Origin of the sequence: Methanothermococcus thermolithotrophicus DSM 2095 (genome assembly GCF_000376965.1) — an archaeon.
Lineage (GTDB): Archaea > AGJL01 > Methanococci > Methanococcales > Methanococcaceae > Methanothermococcus > Methanothermococcus thermolithotrophicus.
On sequence record NZ_AQXV01000050.1, the window covers coordinates 39,641 to 57,477 of the forward strand.

Annotated in this window: 18 protein-coding genes and 1 tRNA gene; 12 read left to right on the top strand and 7 right to left on the bottom strand. The window is 32.9% G+C overall.

Features of this window, described 5'->3' with window-relative positions:
• Window positions 1-71: 71 nt before the first annotated feature.
• From F555_RS09090 to comE, 3 genes are all read left to right on the top strand, one after another.
• Window positions 72-1,382: a formylmethanofuran dehydrogenase subunit B gene (locus tag F555_RS09090; protein WP_083876333.1), complete on the top strand. Its 1,311-nt coding sequence runs from the start codon at window positions 72-74 to the stop codon at window positions 1,380-1,382.
• Between the two features lie 358 nt (window positions 1,383-1,740).
• Window positions 1,741-2,418 carry a HisA/HisF family protein gene (locus F555_RS0105540; protein ID WP_018154229.1) on the top strand — a complete coding sequence of 226 codons (678 nt, stop codon included), beginning with the start codon at window positions 1,741-1,743 and terminating at the stop codon, window positions 2,416-2,418.
• 4 nt (window positions 2,419-2,422) lie between these two features.
• Entirely contained in the window at window positions 2,423-2,998 is a 576-nt protein-coding gene (gene comE / locus F555_RS0105545; RefSeq protein WP_018154230.1) for a sulfopyruvate decarboxylase subunit beta, read from the top strand.
• A gap of 29 nt (window positions 2,999-3,027) precedes the next feature.
• On the opposite strand, the gene F555_RS0105550 is transcribed toward comE, so the two are convergent.
• From F555_RS0105550 to F555_RS0105565, 4 genes are all read right to left on the bottom strand, one after another.
• The gene (locus tag F555_RS0105550; RefSeq protein ID WP_018154231.1) at window positions 3,028-3,813 is read right to left on the bottom strand and encodes a DUF7388 family protein; all 786 of its coding nucleotides are present in this window, start codon (window positions 3,811-3,813) and stop codon (window positions 3,028-3,030) included.
• Window positions 3,814-3,845: 32 nt separating this feature from the next.
• Window positions 3,846-4,046, bottom strand: a complete 201-nt coding sequence (locus tag F555_RS0105555) for a 4Fe-4S dicluster domain-containing protein (RefSeq protein WP_018154232.1) — start codon at window positions 4,044-4,046, stop codon at window positions 3,846-3,848.
• A 231-nt stretch (window positions 4,047-4,277) separates the two neighbouring features.
• Window positions 4,278-5,252: an RNA-guided pseudouridylation complex pseudouridine synthase subunit Cbf5 gene (locus F555_RS0105560; RefSeq protein WP_018154233.1), complete on the bottom strand. Its 975-nt coding sequence runs from the start codon at window positions 5,250-5,252 to the stop codon at window positions 4,278-4,280.
• Between the two features lie 43 nt (window positions 5,253-5,295).
• Window positions 5,296-5,478 (bottom strand): AtpZ/AtpI family protein, encoded by a 183-nt coding sequence (locus F555_RS0105565; RefSeq protein WP_018154234.1) that lies wholly within the window; start codon window positions 5,476-5,478, stop codon window positions 5,296-5,298.
• Between the two features lie 200 nt (window positions 5,479-5,678).
• On the opposite strand from F555_RS0105565, the gene F555_RS0105570 reads away from it, so the two are divergent.
• From F555_RS0105570 to F555_RS0105595, 6 genes are all read left to right on the top strand, one after another.
• Window positions 5,679-6,137 (top strand): GbsR/MarR family transcriptional regulator, encoded by a 459-nt coding sequence (locus tag F555_RS0105570; RefSeq protein ID WP_018154235.1) that lies wholly within the window; start codon window positions 5,679-5,681, stop codon window positions 6,135-6,137.
• Between the two features lie 80 nt (window positions 6,138-6,217).
• Window positions 6,218-7,402, top strand: coding sequence for an MMPL family transporter (locus F555_RS0105575; protein ID WP_018154236.1), 1,185 nt, complete (start codon window positions 6,218-6,220; stop codon window positions 7,400-7,402).
• Between the two features lie 12 nt (window positions 7,403-7,414).
• Window positions 7,415-8,992, top strand: a complete 1,578-nt coding sequence (locus F555_RS0105580) for a COG1361 S-layer family protein (RefSeq protein ID WP_018154237.1) — start codon at window positions 7,415-7,417, stop codon at window positions 8,990-8,992.
• A gap of 101 nt (window positions 8,993-9,093) precedes the next feature.
• Window positions 9,094-9,208 (top strand) — tRNA-Trp (locus tag F555_RS0105585).
• A gap of 166 nt (window positions 9,209-9,374) precedes the next feature.
• Window positions 9,375-9,593, top strand: a complete 219-nt coding sequence (locus tag F555_RS0105590) for a class III signal peptide-containing protein (RefSeq protein ID WP_018154238.1) — start codon at window positions 9,375-9,377, stop codon at window positions 9,591-9,593.
• 417 nt (window positions 9,594-10,010) lie between these two features.
• Window positions 10,011-10,688 (top strand): metallophosphoesterase, encoded by a 678-nt coding sequence (locus F555_RS0105595; protein WP_018154239.1) that lies wholly within the window; start codon window positions 10,011-10,013, stop codon window positions 10,686-10,688.
• A gap of 136 nt (window positions 10,689-10,824) precedes the next feature.
• On the opposite strand, the gene F555_RS0105600 is transcribed toward F555_RS0105595, so the two are convergent.
• Window positions 10,825-11,496: a hypothetical protein gene (locus F555_RS0105600; RefSeq protein WP_018154240.1), complete on the bottom strand. Its 672-nt coding sequence runs from the start codon at window positions 11,494-11,496 to the stop codon at window positions 10,825-10,827.
• A gap of 80 nt (window positions 11,497-11,576) precedes the next feature.
• On the opposite strand from F555_RS0105600, the gene recJ reads away from it, so the two are divergent.
• Together recJ and F555_RS0105610 are read left to right on the top strand one after the other, a co-directional pair.
• The gene (recJ, locus tag F555_RS0105605) at window positions 11,577-12,992 is read left to right on the top strand and encodes a single-stranded-DNA-specific exonuclease RecJ (RefSeq protein WP_018154241.1); all 1,416 of its coding nucleotides are present in this window, start codon (window positions 11,577-11,579) and stop codon (window positions 12,990-12,992) included.
• 276 nt (window positions 12,993-13,268) lie between these two features.
• Window positions 13,269-14,528, top strand: a complete 1,260-nt coding sequence (locus F555_RS0105610) for a phosphoadenosine phosphosulfate reductase domain-containing protein (RefSeq protein ID WP_018154242.1) — start codon at window positions 13,269-13,271, stop codon at window positions 14,526-14,528.
• 9 nt (window positions 14,529-14,537) lie between these two features.
• On the opposite strand, the gene glmS is transcribed toward F555_RS0105610, so the two are convergent.
• Window positions 14,538-16,394 carry a glutamine--fructose-6-phosphate transaminase (isomerizing) gene (gene glmS / locus F555_RS0105615; RefSeq protein WP_018154243.1) on the bottom strand — a complete coding sequence of 619 codons (1,857 nt, stop codon included), beginning with the start codon at window positions 16,392-16,394 and terminating at the stop codon, window positions 14,538-14,540.
• Between the two features lie 121 nt (window positions 16,395-16,515).
• Between glmS and F555_RS0105620 the strand changes: the two genes are divergently transcribed.
• Window positions 16,516-16,947: a UPF0179 family protein gene (locus F555_RS0105620; protein ID WP_018154244.1), complete on the top strand. Its 432-nt coding sequence runs from the start codon at window positions 16,516-16,518 to the stop codon at window positions 16,945-16,947.
• On the opposite strand, the gene F555_RS0105625 is transcribed toward F555_RS0105620, so the two are convergent.
• Complete coding sequence (locus F555_RS0105625; RefSeq protein WP_018154245.1) at window positions 16,942-17,778, bottom strand: TIM barrel protein; 837 nt, start codon at window positions 17,776-17,778, stop codon at window positions 16,942-16,944. The genes F555_RS0105620 and F555_RS0105625 overlap by 6 nt on opposite strands.
• Between the last annotated feature and the right edge of the window lie 59 nt (window positions 17,779-17,837).

Here is a 17,837-nt window from a genome sequence, read left to right on the forward strand (position 1 = left end):
GAGAATAACACAAATATACTAAATAATTCTTACAATATTATACACACATATACCCTCAAGGGGTGATTCATTTGGTAAAAGTTGTTAAAAACGTAGTATGTCCTTTTTGTGGGACACTATGTGATGATATAGAAGTTCTCGTCGATGACCACAATCACATCGTGGGAACAAGAAACGCATGTAGAATAGGAAATGCAAAGTTCATGCATTTTGAAGGTGCGGTTAGATATACAAAACCGTTAATGAGAGAAAATAAGAAAGATGATTTTAAGGAAGTTGATTACGAAACTGCAGTTGAAGAAACTGCTAGATTGCTTGTTGAAGCAAAACTTCCTCTTATCTATGGATGGAGTGCTACAGAATGCCACGCACAGCAAAAAGGTATTATCCTTGGAGAAAAAGTAGGAGCAGTACTTGATAACACTGCGAGTGTTTGACACGGGCCATCATTATTAGCGGTACAGGATGTAGGATACCCAGTATGTACCCTTGGAGAAATTAAAAACAGAGCTGATACAGTTATATTCTGGGGTTCAAACCCAATGCATGCCCACCCAAGACACATGAGCAGATATTCAGTATTTGCTAGAGGGTTCTTCAGGGAAAGAGGTAGAAAAGACAGAACAATGATTGTCGTAGATCCAAGGAAAACAGATACAGCAAAATTGGCTGACATACACTTACAGGTAGAACCTCACAAGGACTATGAACTTATCAGCGCGATGAGAGCAGCATTAAAAGGGTTCAAGTTAGAAGTAGATCAGGTAGCAGGAATTCCAACAGAAACCATCTATGAAGCAATGGATGTCTGTAAAAGTGCTCAATTCGGGGAGCTCCACTTTGCAATGGGAGTAACAATGAGCAAAGGAAAGCACAGAATTATCGACAACGCAATTCAGTTGATCATAGACTTAAATGCCTACACCAAATTTGGTCTTATACCAATGAGAGGTCACTACAACGTTAACGGTTTCAACCAAGTAAGTACTTGGCTAACCGGTTATCCATACGCTGTAGACTTCTCAAAAGGTTACCCAAGGTATAACCCTGGAGAAACTGCTGCAAACGACCTTCTCCAGAGAGGAGAAACAGATATGATGATGAACATTGCTTCAGACCCTGGAGCTCACTTCCCTCAAAAGGCAGTACAACATATGGCAAAAATACCACTGGTATGCATAGACCCTCACCAAACTCCAACAACTGAGCTGGCAAACATAATAATACCGCCAGCAATTGCTGGAGTGGAACTTGGAGGAACTGCTTATAGAATGGACGGAGTTCCAATCGCTCTTAAAAAAGTCGTTGATCCTCCTGAAGGACTTCTAACTGACACAGAAATACTTAAGATGCTTATTAAGAAAGTAGACGAAATGATGTAATTAATCTAAATACTATTAAAATAAAAAAATAAAATATTAGGTATCCTACATCCAAACATATACGCCCGTGTATTGAAGGGGAACCCTTTTAGGGACCCTTCAAACAAATCTCTTTTTACATAAATAATAACTAATAAATAACAATAACACGTACATCTATTTTGTAGCTGTTAATTGTCATTAATGTTAAACGACTCTATATGCTATTGTTTTTCTATGTTTATCGGAGCGAACGAAGTGAGCGAAGAGCTACAAAATCACGAAGTGATTTTATTTAATTTTAATTTAATAATATATTATCCTAATTAATCCTTATATCTAATTTAAATAACAAATATTAAATAATGCAGTGATATTCATGGAAATTATACCGGTTTTAGATTTAATGGATAAAATTGCAGTTCATGGTAAAAGCGGAAATAGACAAGAGTATAAACCATTAAAATCTATTTTATGTAACTCTTCCAACCCTGTGGAGATAGTAGAAAAATATAAAGAAAACGGAGTAAAAACCGTATATATTGCTGACTTAGACGCTATAATGGGAAAGGGAGATAATTTTGAGACAATCAAAAAAATAGATATTAACAAAATTGTGGATGCAGGAGTAAAGAATAGAGATGATTTACAAAAAGTTTTAAAAATTTGCGATAAGGCAATTATTGGAACAGAAACCTTAAAGGATTTGAGTTTATTAACAGAAAAAGACATCATACTTAGTTTGGATTTTAAAGATGGGAAGCTTTTAAACTATGATCTGGATCATATTTTAAATGAAGTCAACAATACCAATGATAAAATTCCTTTGATAATTTTGGATATATCCTCCGTAGGTACTCAAAGAGGTATTAATCAGGAATTGATAAAAAAAATCATGGACAAAACCAACAACCCGGTTTATATTGGAGGAGGTATTAAAAACGAAAACGACCTAAAAACTGCAGGTGATTTGGGAGTTAAGGGTGTTTTAATAGGAACATCAATTCATAACGGTACTTTAAATCTAAAGGAAATCATTCAAAAATATGGGGAATGAAACAATGGGAGAACTTAGAAGAATAGATATAATAAGAATATTGATGGAATACATTGACGATGAGCTCGTAATCAGCAACATAGGTATTCCAAGTAAGGAACTCTACCATGTAAAAGATAGAGAAAAGAATTTTTACATGCTCGGTTCAATGGGTTTGGCTTCTTCAATAGGTTTGGGATTGGCTACTTCAACAGAACAGAAGGTAGTTGTAATCGATGGAGATGGCTCAGTTTTAATGAATATGGGCTCACTATCTACAATAGGGCATGTTAAACCTAAGAATCTGGTTTTGTTAATTGTGGATAACTCTGCCTATGGCTCAACTGGTAACCAACCTACCCATACAAACAAAGTAATTATCTCTAAAATAGCTGAAGGATGTGAGCTCGATGCCGTAGAAGTGAGAAGTGAAGATGAATTAAGGGAGGCCATAAAAAAATCTTTAAGAGAGGATGGTACAAAAGTCATTGTTGCAAAGGCTACGGCATACAATGAAAAAGTTAAAAATATCGATATAAATCCTGTTGTGATAAAACACAGGTTTATGAACGCATTAAATTCAGACAAAAATAAGAATTAAACAATAATTATATTTTTAATATAATTAAATCAAATAAAAATTCTTTTAAAACCAATAATCTCATCGAAATCTAAATTTATGGGATATCCAACAATGATTTTATTTTTGTTTTTTATCTCTTTTATAATATCTTCATCCATATCATTTAATGACAATATATAATTTTTCCAGTTTTCCATATAATAATTTTGAAAGGATTCAGAGCTCTGGGTTGGATGAGATGAACTGGTTCTACCAAACCTTCTGCTTAAATAACCTTCCATGGATTTTAGGATTTCTGTATCCACATTATTGGCAAAAGGGATGTATGTGGCAATTTGTTTAATTTCCGAGCTCGAATCTGGAGTATCACAGCCGTACACATAATAGTATATTAAATCGTTTTCTATTATTATATTTTTTACAATATCTTCTACACCTTCAGTCCCAACCCATATATCGTTCTTTAACTCCAATGCCCTATTCAAAACATCCAAAATTCTGGATCTTTTGAATTTTAATTCCTCCCCAGACAAATATGCTTTATTTCCAAGGACTACACATATTTCAATGTCGTAGGAACTGTAAAGATCCAGTAAATCAAAAGCATCTTTTCGTCTGCTTTGAATAGTCAAAACAGCTTTTTTTAAATTTTCTAAAGTTTCTTCATCGGTCAATGGATGTTCCTCAGCATCAATAACATGGTAGTCAAAATGTTTGGATACTTTTTTATTTAACTCAATTAACCTCTGGAGGTGGGTTCGAGAATCTTTATATTCATTTAATTTATCGTTTTTATTTATCTGGCTAAGCTTTGTGGCAATACACAGCAGCATGAAATCACACTTAATTAAAAATTTTTATCTTCTTATTCTTCAAGGGTTATAGCTTGATCTGGGCACTGGAGGATGCATAGTTGACATTTTGTACATTTATCTACGTTTACAGGATTTGGGGGATATATTCCCTTTTTATTTAATTTATCAGATTTTACATAAACGTCTCTGGGGCATACAACTATACATATGTCGCAACCTTTACAGTAGTTTTCATCTATTGTTATCTTCATGGAATCACCTTATAATTCATTGATAATATTATGCCTCTATGTTGTTATGTTGTTTCGAATTTTAGAGTTTTATATGGCCTGTTTGGCTAATTATAATACATTATGTTAGTAGGAATTTAAAATTTATATATTGACAATATTAATGATCGTAATGTTGTCGTGATAATTTAAAAATTTAAACAATATCGTTTATTGCCAAATTGACTTTTTATATTTTAAAGATTCTTTTATTTATTTTTTATTTTTATTTTTCTTCCACATTCTAGGATAGGTTCCAGGTTCCATCAATACCCTTTCAACATCTACAGCTACACCATCCTCGGCCTTTAAAATTTCTTTCGTGTTAGTGATGGCTTTACCTATTGCAACAGCTTCTCCTTTTAGTGTTTCTATCAATACCACTTCTTGAGTACCTATTCCTTTACTTAGTTTTGAAATACCTTTAACATAAACATCTGCGCCATGACATACTGCATCTACGGCACTGTCTTTGATCACTATCTTTTTTAAGTGCCGTAGTCCGTACTCCATGGGCTTTATTATTTTTCTGAGCTCTTCTTCGTCATTATCTTCTTTCCAAAAATGGTATGCATCCTTTAAATCCTGCAAATAAATGGTCTCAGATTCTTCAAAAGGCCCGCTTTTGCTTCTTCTTAACTCCTGCATATGGGCAGAGGTTCCAAGAGCTTCGCCAATGTCATCTACAAGCTTCCTTATGTATGTTCCAGATTGGCATCTAACTTTGAATAATATATCTTTTCCATCGATTTCCAAAATATCCATGTTGTATATTTTCCTTATTCTCAAACTTCTTTTTACAGCTGCTTTTAATGGGGGTCTTTGTAGTATTCTTCCAGTAAATTCTTTAAAAACTTTTTTTAAGTTATCCTCGTCAGTCTCCCTGTGGAGGTGCATTAGACATACGTATTCTTTTGGGAGCATGTGCCAGATTGGAATGCATTTTGTGGTGTTTTCAAGTCCAATAGGTAAAACTCCAGTTACCTTTGGGTCAAGGGTTCCTCCATGCCCTGCCTTATCTATATTTAAAATATTTTTAACCCACGAAGATACCTCGTGAGATGTTGGACCAGATGGTTTGTCTATTAATACAAGCCCATTTTTTAAGAGCTCATTCATATCTCTATCATAAGGGTTTGTTCCATATTCTGGGTTGGTATCAGATTCTTCCTTAATTAAAAGTTCCAATGTATCACCTAATTATCACATCGTCAATTTCTATTTTTTACTTTTATTTCCTTCCTTTTTTATTATAATTTTTAATGAATTTTACAATTCTTAAAAAACTTACTAAAATTCCGATAAAAAATCCGATTACGATAAAAATATTATTGTCATAGTTAATCCCTAAAATATATCCTACAATAATTCCCAAAACAATTGGTACTACTATTTCAAATGTTATTTCTAACATAATTTCCCATAGTATATATTATCATATTATACATTGTAATTTATGGTTTTTATTGGTGCATGTTTCTGTCTTTGTAATATCTACAAGTGACAGCCGTAAAGTTTATATGTTATTTTAATTTTATATTTGTTCAATATATTCAAAAATTTTTGAACAATAGATGTTGAATGAAAACTGGAGTTTCGTTCGGTGGTATTATTATGGGAGATATCGAAGATGTTAAAAAAATTATTGTAGAGTTATTTTCAGAACTGGCTAGAATTCATGGTCACAGTAAATCAGTAGGCGAAGTTCATGCGGTGATTTACCTTTCAGAAAAACCTCTCTGTATAGCCGACATTATGGAGGAGTTGGGAATAAGTAAGGGTAACGTGAGCATGGCCCTAAGAAAACTTGAGGAATTGGGTTTAATTAGAAAAGTCTGGATTAAAGGAGATAGAAAAAATTACTACGAGACTGTAGATAGATTTTTCCCATTTAAGAATATAGTAGAAAAGAGACATGCGCTCGTAGCTCAGACTTATGAGAAATTAAAAGAAATAGAACAAAAATCAGAAGGGAAAGAGAAAGAATTCATAAAACAGAAGATAAAGGGGATTGAGAGGATGAAAAAAGCTTCTGAGAAGGTTTTACAAATTCTTGATGAATTAAGCTACTAGGTTACTTGATTAATCCAGCAAGGTAGATTGGAAATCAATAATGGTTTTCAAGACAGCACTTGGTAGGTTATGGTGATTAAATGATTGAAAAGATTTTAAAAAAAACAGCCAGTTTTTCAGAAGAAAATCCCATTTTAATGGTTTTGATTATTCTTATTATTACGATCTTTGCGGGAATTTCTTCAACAAATATAAAATCTCAAACTGCATTTGAAAAGATGCTTCCTCAGGATGATCCTGTAATAAAGACATTATACGAGGTTAGGGATAATTTTGGAGGAACTGACGTTGTTGCAATAGCTATAAAATTAAAACCTTCTGACAGCCCCGATAAGGTAAACGACATAAGAGATCCAAGGGTTCTTAAATTGATAAAGTTTATTGAAGACGATTTAAAAGATGTCAACGGCATTACTAAGGTAAGTTCACCTGCAGATGAAATAATCCAAAGAAATGATGGGAATATCCCGAATGATTTGGATACAGTAAAAGAAATTTACAATTCACTTCCCGATGATAAAAAAAATAGAATTTATAATGCTGATTACTCCATGGTGATAGTAAATGCTGATACCGATGTGGGGGGAGATAAAAGTAAGTTAAGGAGAGTTATGGCCGATGTTTATGAGACTGTGGATGATGCTCCGGTTCCTCCTGGTGTAGAGGTTGTATATACCGGAACGCCTGCGATGAACCTTTTAACAGATAAATTAATGAAAAAGAGCCAATCTTTTACAACATTACTGGGTTTAGCCGGAATTTTAATCGTACTATACCTTTACTTTAGAAAGCCACTTTCTGCAGCTATGCCATTAATTCCTGTGTTAATTGCAGTAGTTTGGACTGGCGGGGCGATGGGACTACTCGGTATCCCATTGGATATGGCAACTGCAGGTATGGGTTCTTTGTTACTTGGTATGGGTATTGATTATGGAATACATCTAATGCACAGGTATGAGGAAGAAAGGACTAAAAATAAAAGACCTATGAAGGAGTCACTAGAAACCGCCGTTGTAAGCACCGGAACTGCAATATTTACTACAACTACAACAACAATTATTGGGTTTTTAGCACTTACAATGGCCCCACTACCACTGATGGCAAACTTAGGAAGAGTTTGTGCAATAGGTATTTTCTTCTGTATGTGTGTCGTCATAGCACTATTACCTGCCTTGTTAGTAATTGAGGAGAAATATGTAACTTCACGATACAAAAAAAATAATAATTCATTATCCTCGAGCGGAGCTCAAGACATGAAAAAATAAGTGGGGGAGAAAATGGGAAAAATTATTGATAATCCTATTGAACATGTGAGTAAATTTATAGTATGTTTATTGATGGTAATTGTTACTATTTCAAGTGCTTATGCTTTACAAATGGATGAACCACAGTACAATCCAAATATAATCCATCCTGGAGATGATGTGGATTTATGGTTTAAAATAACAAACGATGATTACAACAATGAAGTAAGGGATGTTAGAGTATCAATAAAATCCCACTATCCATTTGAATTAAAACAGGTTAATCCTACCAAGGGTGTTGCCACAATTACCCATTTGAATGCTGGAGAGAGCGATACAGTTTATTTTAAACTGCATGTAAATGAAGAGGCCCCTTCAAGAGACTATAGATTGGATGTAACCATATATTACGATGTTGTTGAATATGATAATGGAGAAGAGGTTGTAACCCATTATGAATTTACAAAAATCTACTATTTGCCAGTGTATGGTCTTGCAAACTTTGAAATAACGAATAGTAATGATAACGTTACATTAACGCCTGCAAAAACCCAAACAATTCCAATAGTTATTAAAAATAAAGGAACTGGAACCGCAAAACAATGCACTTTAACAATAAATGGAAATGACTACATAACTCCAGTAGATACCACCAAATTTTACATGGGAAGTTTAAACTCTGGTGAAAGTGAAACTTTAGATTTAAAACTGTATACAAATGAAAAAACACCAGAAGGTTCTTATTTGATACCAGCAACCTTAAACTGGATTGATGAGGATGGGATCCAAAGGACTGAAAATATAAATATTGGATTTGTTGTTCAAGGGGATGTTTTGTTGGGAATCTCCAATGTAGTTACAACACCAAAAGAGATTAAGCCTGGAGATACCTATGTTAGAATAGACACAACAATTACAAACAATGGACATGGTAAAGCAAAGGACATACAGTTAAAACTTATTGCAGATTATCCATTTAAGGACAGCTGGAGTAATGCAAACTTTAAGGATATTGGAACATTATTTGGTGGGGATAGTAAAGAGGTAAGTTTCTACGTGGATGTTGGCAGGTATACTCCACCAAAACACTATCAAGTGCCTATAAACATAACTTATTTGGATATATTTAACAAAAAACACTCTTTAACTAAGACCGTAGATATTTACATAAAACCAAAGCCCATAGTTGAAATAATCCCAGAAGAACACATTGTACAGGCAGGTAAGGAAAATACCATTTACATAACTGTAAAAAATATAGGAAATGAGAAAGGGGAGAATATAAAAATAAGTGCAATAAGAAATTCAAAACAGCCGTTTGACTATCCCCAAAAAAGCGATATAGTTGGAACATTAAGTCCAAATGAGACGGGAACTGGGGCTATTGTTGTAGCTGTGGATAAAAATGCAATTCCAAAGGAATACACAATAACAGTTGAGTTAAGGGCCGTAGGAGATAGGGAAGAAGGGGACGACAACGTATATATAACTCAAAAAACTGTAAAATTAAAGGTTGAGAAAAGTAGCACTTGGTCCTTAATTCCATCAATTACGATAGCTACACTATTGATAGTAACTGCATACTTATACTTTAGAAGAGGTAAGAAATAGATAAAATAGAAAACTATATATATATCTTTTTTTATCTATTAGTCATGCTACTAATTAATGATAGCGTTTGAGTATATAACATTGCTATTTTTCTAGAGCTCGGGGGTATGGTGTAGTCTGGCCCATCATCGGGGACTCCAAGTGCCTATATGGGCTTGGACTAAAACCCGATGCAGGAGAAATCCCTGGACCTGGGTTCAAATCCCAGTACCCCCACTTATTTTTTTGTTGTTATAAATTAATGGGTTAATCGAGGCAAATTTGATTATTCAACTAAACCTTTTAGGTTTTTGTCGAGAATAGGTAAGTTTATATACTTTTTTTACACATATATCCATATAGATACTAACCGTATGGTAGTTAATCTTGTTGGAGGGATTAGATGAGATTTTTAAAAAAATTAGCATCCAAAAAGGGGCAGGTTTCAATGGAAATCGGTATTTTAGTAGCTGCTGCAGTTGCCGTTGCTGCAATAGCTGCTTACTTCTATGTGAAGAATGTTAAAGGAGCTGCAGAAAAAGCAGGGGAAGGTGCAAACGCAACAGTAGGTAATTTATCGTCTGCAGCTACATCAAAAGCCCAAGAGATAAGTAATCTTTAGATTATTTATCTACTTTTACCATTATTTTTTACTCCAAATTTTATAATTCTTTTAATGTATTTTTATAGTTTTAATTAGTTGTTCGCGTTATAAGTTGACTAAAACTACAAATTTTTAGATTATAGGTTTTAATTAATTTTTTAAGAAGAATGATGCCTATTTAAACTTGATGTTGATAATATGTACAGAAAAATTTGTGAACAACTAATATTTTAAAATATTTTAATTTTATTATCATATCGTTGTCTATTGTTCATTAGTTTATAGTCTTAGGTTTAGGAACTCAAATGGATATAGCGGGGCAGAAGGCAAATGAAACAATTCAGGCGTTAAACAATATATCCGAGGATGTATCAAATAATATAAGCAATATAACTGTAGAATAGTTTTTTTATTAGTTTTATTTAGGTGTCAAAAATGAGGATAATGGGTTTAACCGATTTACATGGCAAATTAATACACTTCAATAAAATTTTAATGTATAAGCCAGACCTAATTTTAATAGCGGGGGATATAACCCATTTTGGACGAGATTTAAGAATATTGGATATTTTGAAAAATGTGAATAAAAAGGTAAGAATTTTGACAGTTCCCGGCAACTGTGATACCCCTGAGGTTATAAAAAAGCTGGATGATTATGGATTTAATATGGATGGAAAATATATAGAATTCAAAAACCTTAAAATTATAGGGTTAGGAGGGAGTAACAAAACACCATTCAACACTCCAAACGAATATAGTGAAGAGGAATTATACAATAAATTTAAAAATGCCGTAAAGTACATTCAAAAGGATGAATTGAGGGGTAATTTTATATTTTTATCCCATGCCCCACCTAAAGATACTATGGCTGATAGAGTGAGAGATACCCACGTTGGCAGTGAAGCTGTAAGAAAAATAATTGAGGAATATCAACCAAAACTATGTATATGTGGTCATATCCATGAAAGCAGGTGTATAGATAAAATAGGGGATACTATTATAATCAACCCATCTCCAGAATGTTTTTCAGTATATGACTCAGAAACTAAAATTAAGGATAAATCAGTTCTCCCGTCACGCTTATCAGCGTATCTGGAAATTTTGGAATTTTAATTTAATAAAATCCTTCGGATTTAGTTGAATAATCTACAATTATTCAACTCTCGATGAAAATCTTCGATTTGCTTCGATCCCTGCAACCGTAGGTTGCGGTGGATATAGCTCACCTTCACTTCGTTCGATGATTAAATTAATCTTTCTGATCATGTTTATCGTATAGTTTCCTAAGTACTTTTCTAGAGGATATTTTTCTATCAACTGTTTTTTTTATCAGTGCTTTTAGGTCAAAATAGAATAGAACCAAAAACACATAGGATATTAATATATCCATGTAGTAGCTAAATTCAATTAATTCAATCAATAGAGCTCCGACTAGAAATAATACATAGATCACTATAAGTATTTCAAAAGTCCATAACCTTACAATACTGTTACCTAGCATAGTAATTGAAATATATAACATAATTGAAGATAAGTAGAATAAGCTTGAGTATCCCAGGGGTATTATATACAATAAGAAAATAAAGAACAATGCAGAATAGAACAGAATTGTTACAGCATAGTATTCAAGTAACTTTTCCTCAATATCATAGGTAGCGGCGGCGGGTGAAATATCATAGTGTAATGCGTTATCAAAGTATGCCCTAGAGATTTCAAAAATTATCATGGTAATTATTGCAAACCCTCCTATGGAAATTAGGTCTCCTACCACTTTTCCAGAGCTTATCAAATTGAGTACTGAGTGGAAGTTTGCAGCACAAAATATTAGTAAAAAAACATATATTAATGGCTTTGACTTTGTGTAATTTATAATCACCTGTCCTATAACACCTAAAATAACCAAATAAAGTACCATGTGCAATACCGCCACCCCCTCTTAAAAATAATTTAAATTAATAGATTATTTAATTAAGTTAATATTAATTATTTTCGGTGCCGAAAATGGAGTATATCTTAAATTTAAAAAAAGCGGTGAAAGTTCTTCGAAAAAATAGAGATAAAAATATTCTCATCTGTACGCATATTGATACAGACGGTATAAATTCAAGAATAATACTTGAAAAATTAATGGAAAGGCTCAACATTGATGCAGAGTTTATGTTTCTAAGACAGATAGATTTTAAAACTATAGATACAATTCCTTTTGACTACGATGTAATAATATTTGCTGATCTAGGTAGCGGTCAGCTTGAACTAATAAAGGAAAAAATGAATGAATACGGCCTACTGGATCGAAAGGATAAATATATAATTATATTGGACCATCACCTTATTGACGATACCAAACTTCCTGAAAATATCATCAATGTAAATCCATGGAATAACAATATTGACGGTGGAAAGGAAATCTGTGGGGCAGGAGTTTGTTATCTATTTGCTAAAATATGCGATCCTAGATATACAGATCTTGCAAAATATGCCATACTTGGAGCAGTTGGTGATATTCAGAACCTTGAAGGTAAGTTGGTGGGGCTTAATCGGGAGGTAATTTTAAAGGATGCCATTGAAGCAGGAGATATTGTAAATTTCCCTGATTTGCAGTTCTATGGGAAACATACTAAACCACTTTTTACTTCGATTAAGTATTTCACTGATGTTAGGACCGATTTAATGAACAACGACTCTAGAATTATCGACTTCATAAATAAAATAAATAGGAAATACGATACAAATATACTACCTAAAAATTACCTATGTGAACTAACACTCGATGAAAAGAGAATGATTGGAACTGAATTTCTAAGTAAATGTAACCGGCATGTGCCCCCAAAGTGGATTGTATACCTGCCAAAGGTAATATTTGGGGAAAGTTATGAACTTAGAAGTGAAGAAATTAAGTCACCTCTAAGGAATTTAGAGGAGTTTTCAACCTGTATAAATTCATGTTCAAGATACGGAGAGTATGAAACACCCCTTCAAGTACTAAAAGGAGATAGGGATAAATACTATGATAAAATGAAAAAAATGCTGAGGTCCCACAAGAGAAATATTTCAGAATCATTGGACTATATAAAAAACGAAGTTGAAATAATTCAGAGGGATAAGTTCCAATATTTTGAAGTGGAAAACAATAAAATAGGGGGAAATATTGTAGGTATTATAGCTGGGATGAGTTACTCTATAGAAGAAGTAGACTGGAAAAAACCCATATTTGCAATTTCTGAGATCGATGAAGGTTACAAGGTATCTGCAAGATGTCCAAAACTTATTTCATTTGCAGAAGATATAAACTTGGCAGAAGCTATCAAATACGCCTCAAAAAAGGTTGGAGGAAGTGGTGGAGGTCACAAGTTTGCCTGTGGTTCCTACATACCTAAAAAAGGAGATTTTATAAAATATCTTGAGGATATCCTTTAAAAGAAATTTTTTAAAAAAGTTGAAAAATCCTATGGATTTTATAGTTTCCTAAATCTCGACTATTTTATCAAATTAAGTGGTGTGTGTATTACATAACATAAGAATAATAAATGAATAAATGAAATTTACTTTTAATTAATTATATTGGGTAGATACATTAAACAATAGGCTGTTTTTAATTTTAAATATATTATATTTTAATTAAATTGCACTCCATAGATCTATTCTAATTATAATAAATTAAGTATGTCAAAATAAACTTTATTGTGTGATATCATGTTTAGAGAAGATACAAAATTTGCTTCAAGGTATGAAATTGATGTACTGAACAAGCTTACAGGTAAGAATTTTGAATACGATGATTTGATATTTCTTGAAAAAATCAGTGGTTTGGATTACAGAAAAAGAGTGTATTTAAATGATACTCAGATAGGCATTCTTGAATTTGATTTGGTGGACCTCGATTGGAAGTTTATTCCTTCCCCATATTACTATTTGTTAGAAAAACCGAAAGTAAGTTTAAAACGTACAAAGAGAAGACTTAAAGGAAAATGGCTTAATGAAGATTTGGTGGAGAATATTGAAGAATTTAAAGAATTGATGAACGGAGATATGGATTATTTAGGATTGGAATTAGGGGATTTTATAGGTGTTGGCGTTAAAAAAAATAATAGATTGAAAGTTAAGGATTTAGTAAAAAAGAAGGAAATAGAAACTAAGAAAATAAAGGATTATTTGGATGAAAATAAGAAGAGACTGGACGCCCTTGAAAAAAAGTCCTTGGAAATACTTAAAAAATACGTTAATATGTATAAAAGAAAAGGTTATGTTATAAATGCGTCATTTAGTGGTGGTAAGGATAGTTCTATATCAACACTCCTTGCTAAAAAGGTAATTGAAGATATTGATGTAATATTTATAGATACTGGGTTAGAATACCCTGAGACTTTAAAATTTGTTAAAGATTTTGCCAAAGAATACGATTTAAATTTACACGTGGTAAAGGGTAGAGATTTTTGGAGTGAGCTCGATAGCCAAGGGATTCCTACCAAGGATAACAGATGGTGTAACAGCACATGTAAACTTATCCCTTTAAAAGAATTTTTAAGGAATGAATACGGGGATAAAAATATCCTAACAATTGATGGTTCAAGGAAGTATGAGAGCTTTACAAGGTCAAAATTAGATTATGAAAGAAAAAATGGATATATAGATTTCCAAACAAATGTATTCCCAATACTTGACTGGAATGCCGTTGATGTATGGAGCTACATATATTCAAGAAACATGATGTACAATCCATTCTATGAAGAAGGATTTGAAAGAATAGGATGTTACCTATGCCCTGCAGCTTTAAACAGTGAATTTTTAAGGGTCAAGGAGCTCCACCCCGATCTCTTCAATAAATGGGTAAACTATCTAAAAAAGTATTATGACGAAGAAGATATTTTAAGAGGATTTTGGAGATGGGACGAACTACCTCCAAAGATGGAGGAATTAATAGAAGTGTTGGATAGAAGAGAGGATGAAAATTAATAACTTATATTATTCAACAGTTACGCTCTTTGCCAATCCCCTTGGCTTATCCACATCCCTTCCAAGTTCAACTGCTTTGTAGTATGCCAACAACTGACAGGCAGGGGCATATACAAAAGGACTTACCTCTTCCAAAACATCTGGAACTTTTATTAAATAATCGGTATTTTCCATACCTACTGGGCTAATCCCTACTACTTTTCCATTCCTTGCCTTAATTTCTTCAATATTTGAGATTACAGATTTAAAGAGCTCCGAATTTGAAGGTGGAATCAGAGCCACAGTATCCATATTTTCATCTATTAGGGATATTGTCCCATGCTTTAAAAACCCGCTGCTCATCCCTTCGGCATGTAGGTATGTTATTTCTTTAAATTTCAGAGCTCCTTCCAATGCGTTAGGTAGGTTTATACCCTTTGAAATGAAAATATAATTTTTAACATTTAGGTTTTTTGCAACCTGTTTGATATTTTCCCTTTCTTCTAAGACCTCTTCTATGTAACTTGGGATATTTTCAAGTTCTTTTTTATATCTATCCATGTTTCTGCCGATAACTTCACCGTATTCAATAAACAGCCTGTACAAAATCATTAACTGGGACATGTAGGTTTTTGTTGCACATACTGATATTTCAATACCTGAGCCCATCATAATTGTGATGTCTGCTTCCCTCGTTGCAGTACTACCTAAGACATTCACTATTGTGGCAGTTTTTGCACCTTTTTTCTTTGCGTATTTTATTGTTTTTATGGTGTCATAGGTTTCCCCGCTCTGGGTGATACCAATAACTAACGTTTTTTCATCAACTATACCTTTAATTAAAAATTCTGATGAATCACATGGAATTACCAATTTATTTAACTTAGAAAACCAGTATTCTGCAACCATAGCTGCATGAAGTGAAGTCCCCATAGCAACGATGTAAATTCTTTCATAATCTTTTACAGCTTTTGCCAGCTCCTTAATCTCTTCCCTGCATATCTTTGAAGAATTTTTAATAATCACAGGTTCTTCCATTATTTCCTTCAACATAAAGTGATCATATCCACCTTTTTCTGCACTTTCTATATCCCATTCTATTTTCATTACGTTTCTATCTTTGCTAACGTCTTTCTCGTTGTTATATATCTTGTAAGTTACGTTATTGTTATTATTACTTTTAGAATTATCTTTCTTTAAAATTACAATATCTCCATCCTCCAAAGGAATAATATTCTTTGTATATTCTAAAAACGCAGATATGTCGCTCCCTAAAAAGCATTCTTTATTATTGCTTTCATCCCCTATCCCCATAATAAGTGGGCTTTCATTTCTAATACCAATTAACACGTTTGGAAACTTTTTATTCAATATCAAAAGTGCATAGGTACCATCCAATTTTTTAACTGCATTTTTAACTGCATTTATGTAATCTTCCTCGGATAGAGTTTTGTCTATATATCTCTTTAATTCTTCCTCGATTAAATGCGGGACTACTTCTGTATCAGTGTGTGATTTAAATTTATGGCCATTTTTTATTAAAAAATCCCTTAATTCCTTGTAATTGGAGATTATGCCGTTATGAACTACGCAGATTTCATTTTTACAATCCGTATGTGGATGAGCATTTTCCTTTGTGATACCCCCGTGTGTGCTCCATCGAGAGTGCCCTATTCCTACATTTCCATTAACATCTAAGAAATTCTCTTTTTTAGATACCTCCCCAACTTTACCTATATCCTTTTTTACGATTATGTTATTATTGTTATTATCCTCAATTATGCCGATACCACAACTATCGTATCCTCGGTATTCCAATCTTGTTAGTCCTTTTAATAGAATTTCAGAAGCCTTCCCGTTTCCAATGTATCCAATTATTCCACACATGTTTTCAACACCATATAGATAATAATAAGTAACCTATTTGATTATAAGTTTTTAATAGTTGTTTATATAATATAATATCGATTAAATATTTTTTATTATTATCATTATTACTGGTGAAATTATGAAGAAGATAACACTAATTGGGAGTGAGCTCGCAAAAACAGGTAATGAATTTATTTACGTTGGATTACTTGAGGAGTGCGAGTCATGTAGGTTTAAGAGAATATGTCATAACAATTTGGAAGAGGGGAAAAGATACAAAATAGTGAGTGTGAGGTCTGCAAATCATCCATGTGATATTCATGAAAACGGCGTTAAAGTCGTTGAGGTTGTACCTGCAGAATTTGTAATAATTATCGAGTCGAAAAAAGCCCTTGAAGGTGTTACACTCTCCCACAGTGATATTCAATGCGATAATGTGTTGTGTGAAAACTATCTACTATGCCATCCTGAAGGAATATGTGAAAAGTATAAAGTGGTATCGGTATTAAATGAAAAAATAAAATGCCCTAAAGGGATTTCTGTGAAAAAAGTTGTTATAAGCCCGTTATAATTTTTGAATGTAATCTTCATAGGTTCTTTTTAAAATTAAAGCATCGTATTCCAGCTTTGGGCTTTCACATACTACAATGCCTTCAGCCTCAAAATCCACTAGAACTTTTAGAACATCCCTATAATTAAAATATGATTCATTTATCGGAAGATGTTTTTTCTCTCCACCTTTTCCGAATTCTATTCCAGAAATATGGATGTGCACGTCTTTTATAGCTTTTTTTCCAAGTTCATTTTCTATTTTAACCATTATATTGTAAAATGAATCATAGTTATTTATTTTTCCCAGACTCCTTGCATAAATATGGGCAAAATCTACACAAGGTAGTATTTCGAGCTCCTTTGAAAGGGATATTAACTCGTCAATACTACCGAATTGGGTTATTTTCCCCGTGGTTTCAGGTCTTAGTACTACGTTTATTTTGTTTGTTTTTAAATATTCATCTATTTTTTTGATATTGTCCCTAATGGTTCTGTAAACTTCATCTCTATTTTTTTTAAGATAGTAACCTGGATGGAATACTACGTTCTTACTCTCAGGGTTGTTTTTACTAAAGATTCCCATAATTTTTGCAGAATCAACAATTCGTTTAATACTACTTTCGATTTTTTCAGGATTTTCTGCATTTAAATTTATGTAGTATGGTGCATGAACACTTAATGAAAGCCCAAGAGTTTTGCTTTTCAATTCTTCAGCTTTTTCTTTTTTAATATTGACTCCTCTAACGAATTCAATCTCCATGGCACCTAAATCTATTTTTTTAAGATAGTTAAATGCATCCAAGGTATTTTTTGCATTGATGGGTATTCCTGCTGTACCAAATTTTAACATTATATCCCTTTTAAGTGTTTTATACCGAGCTGCTTAACAATATGAAGTTAATAACTACA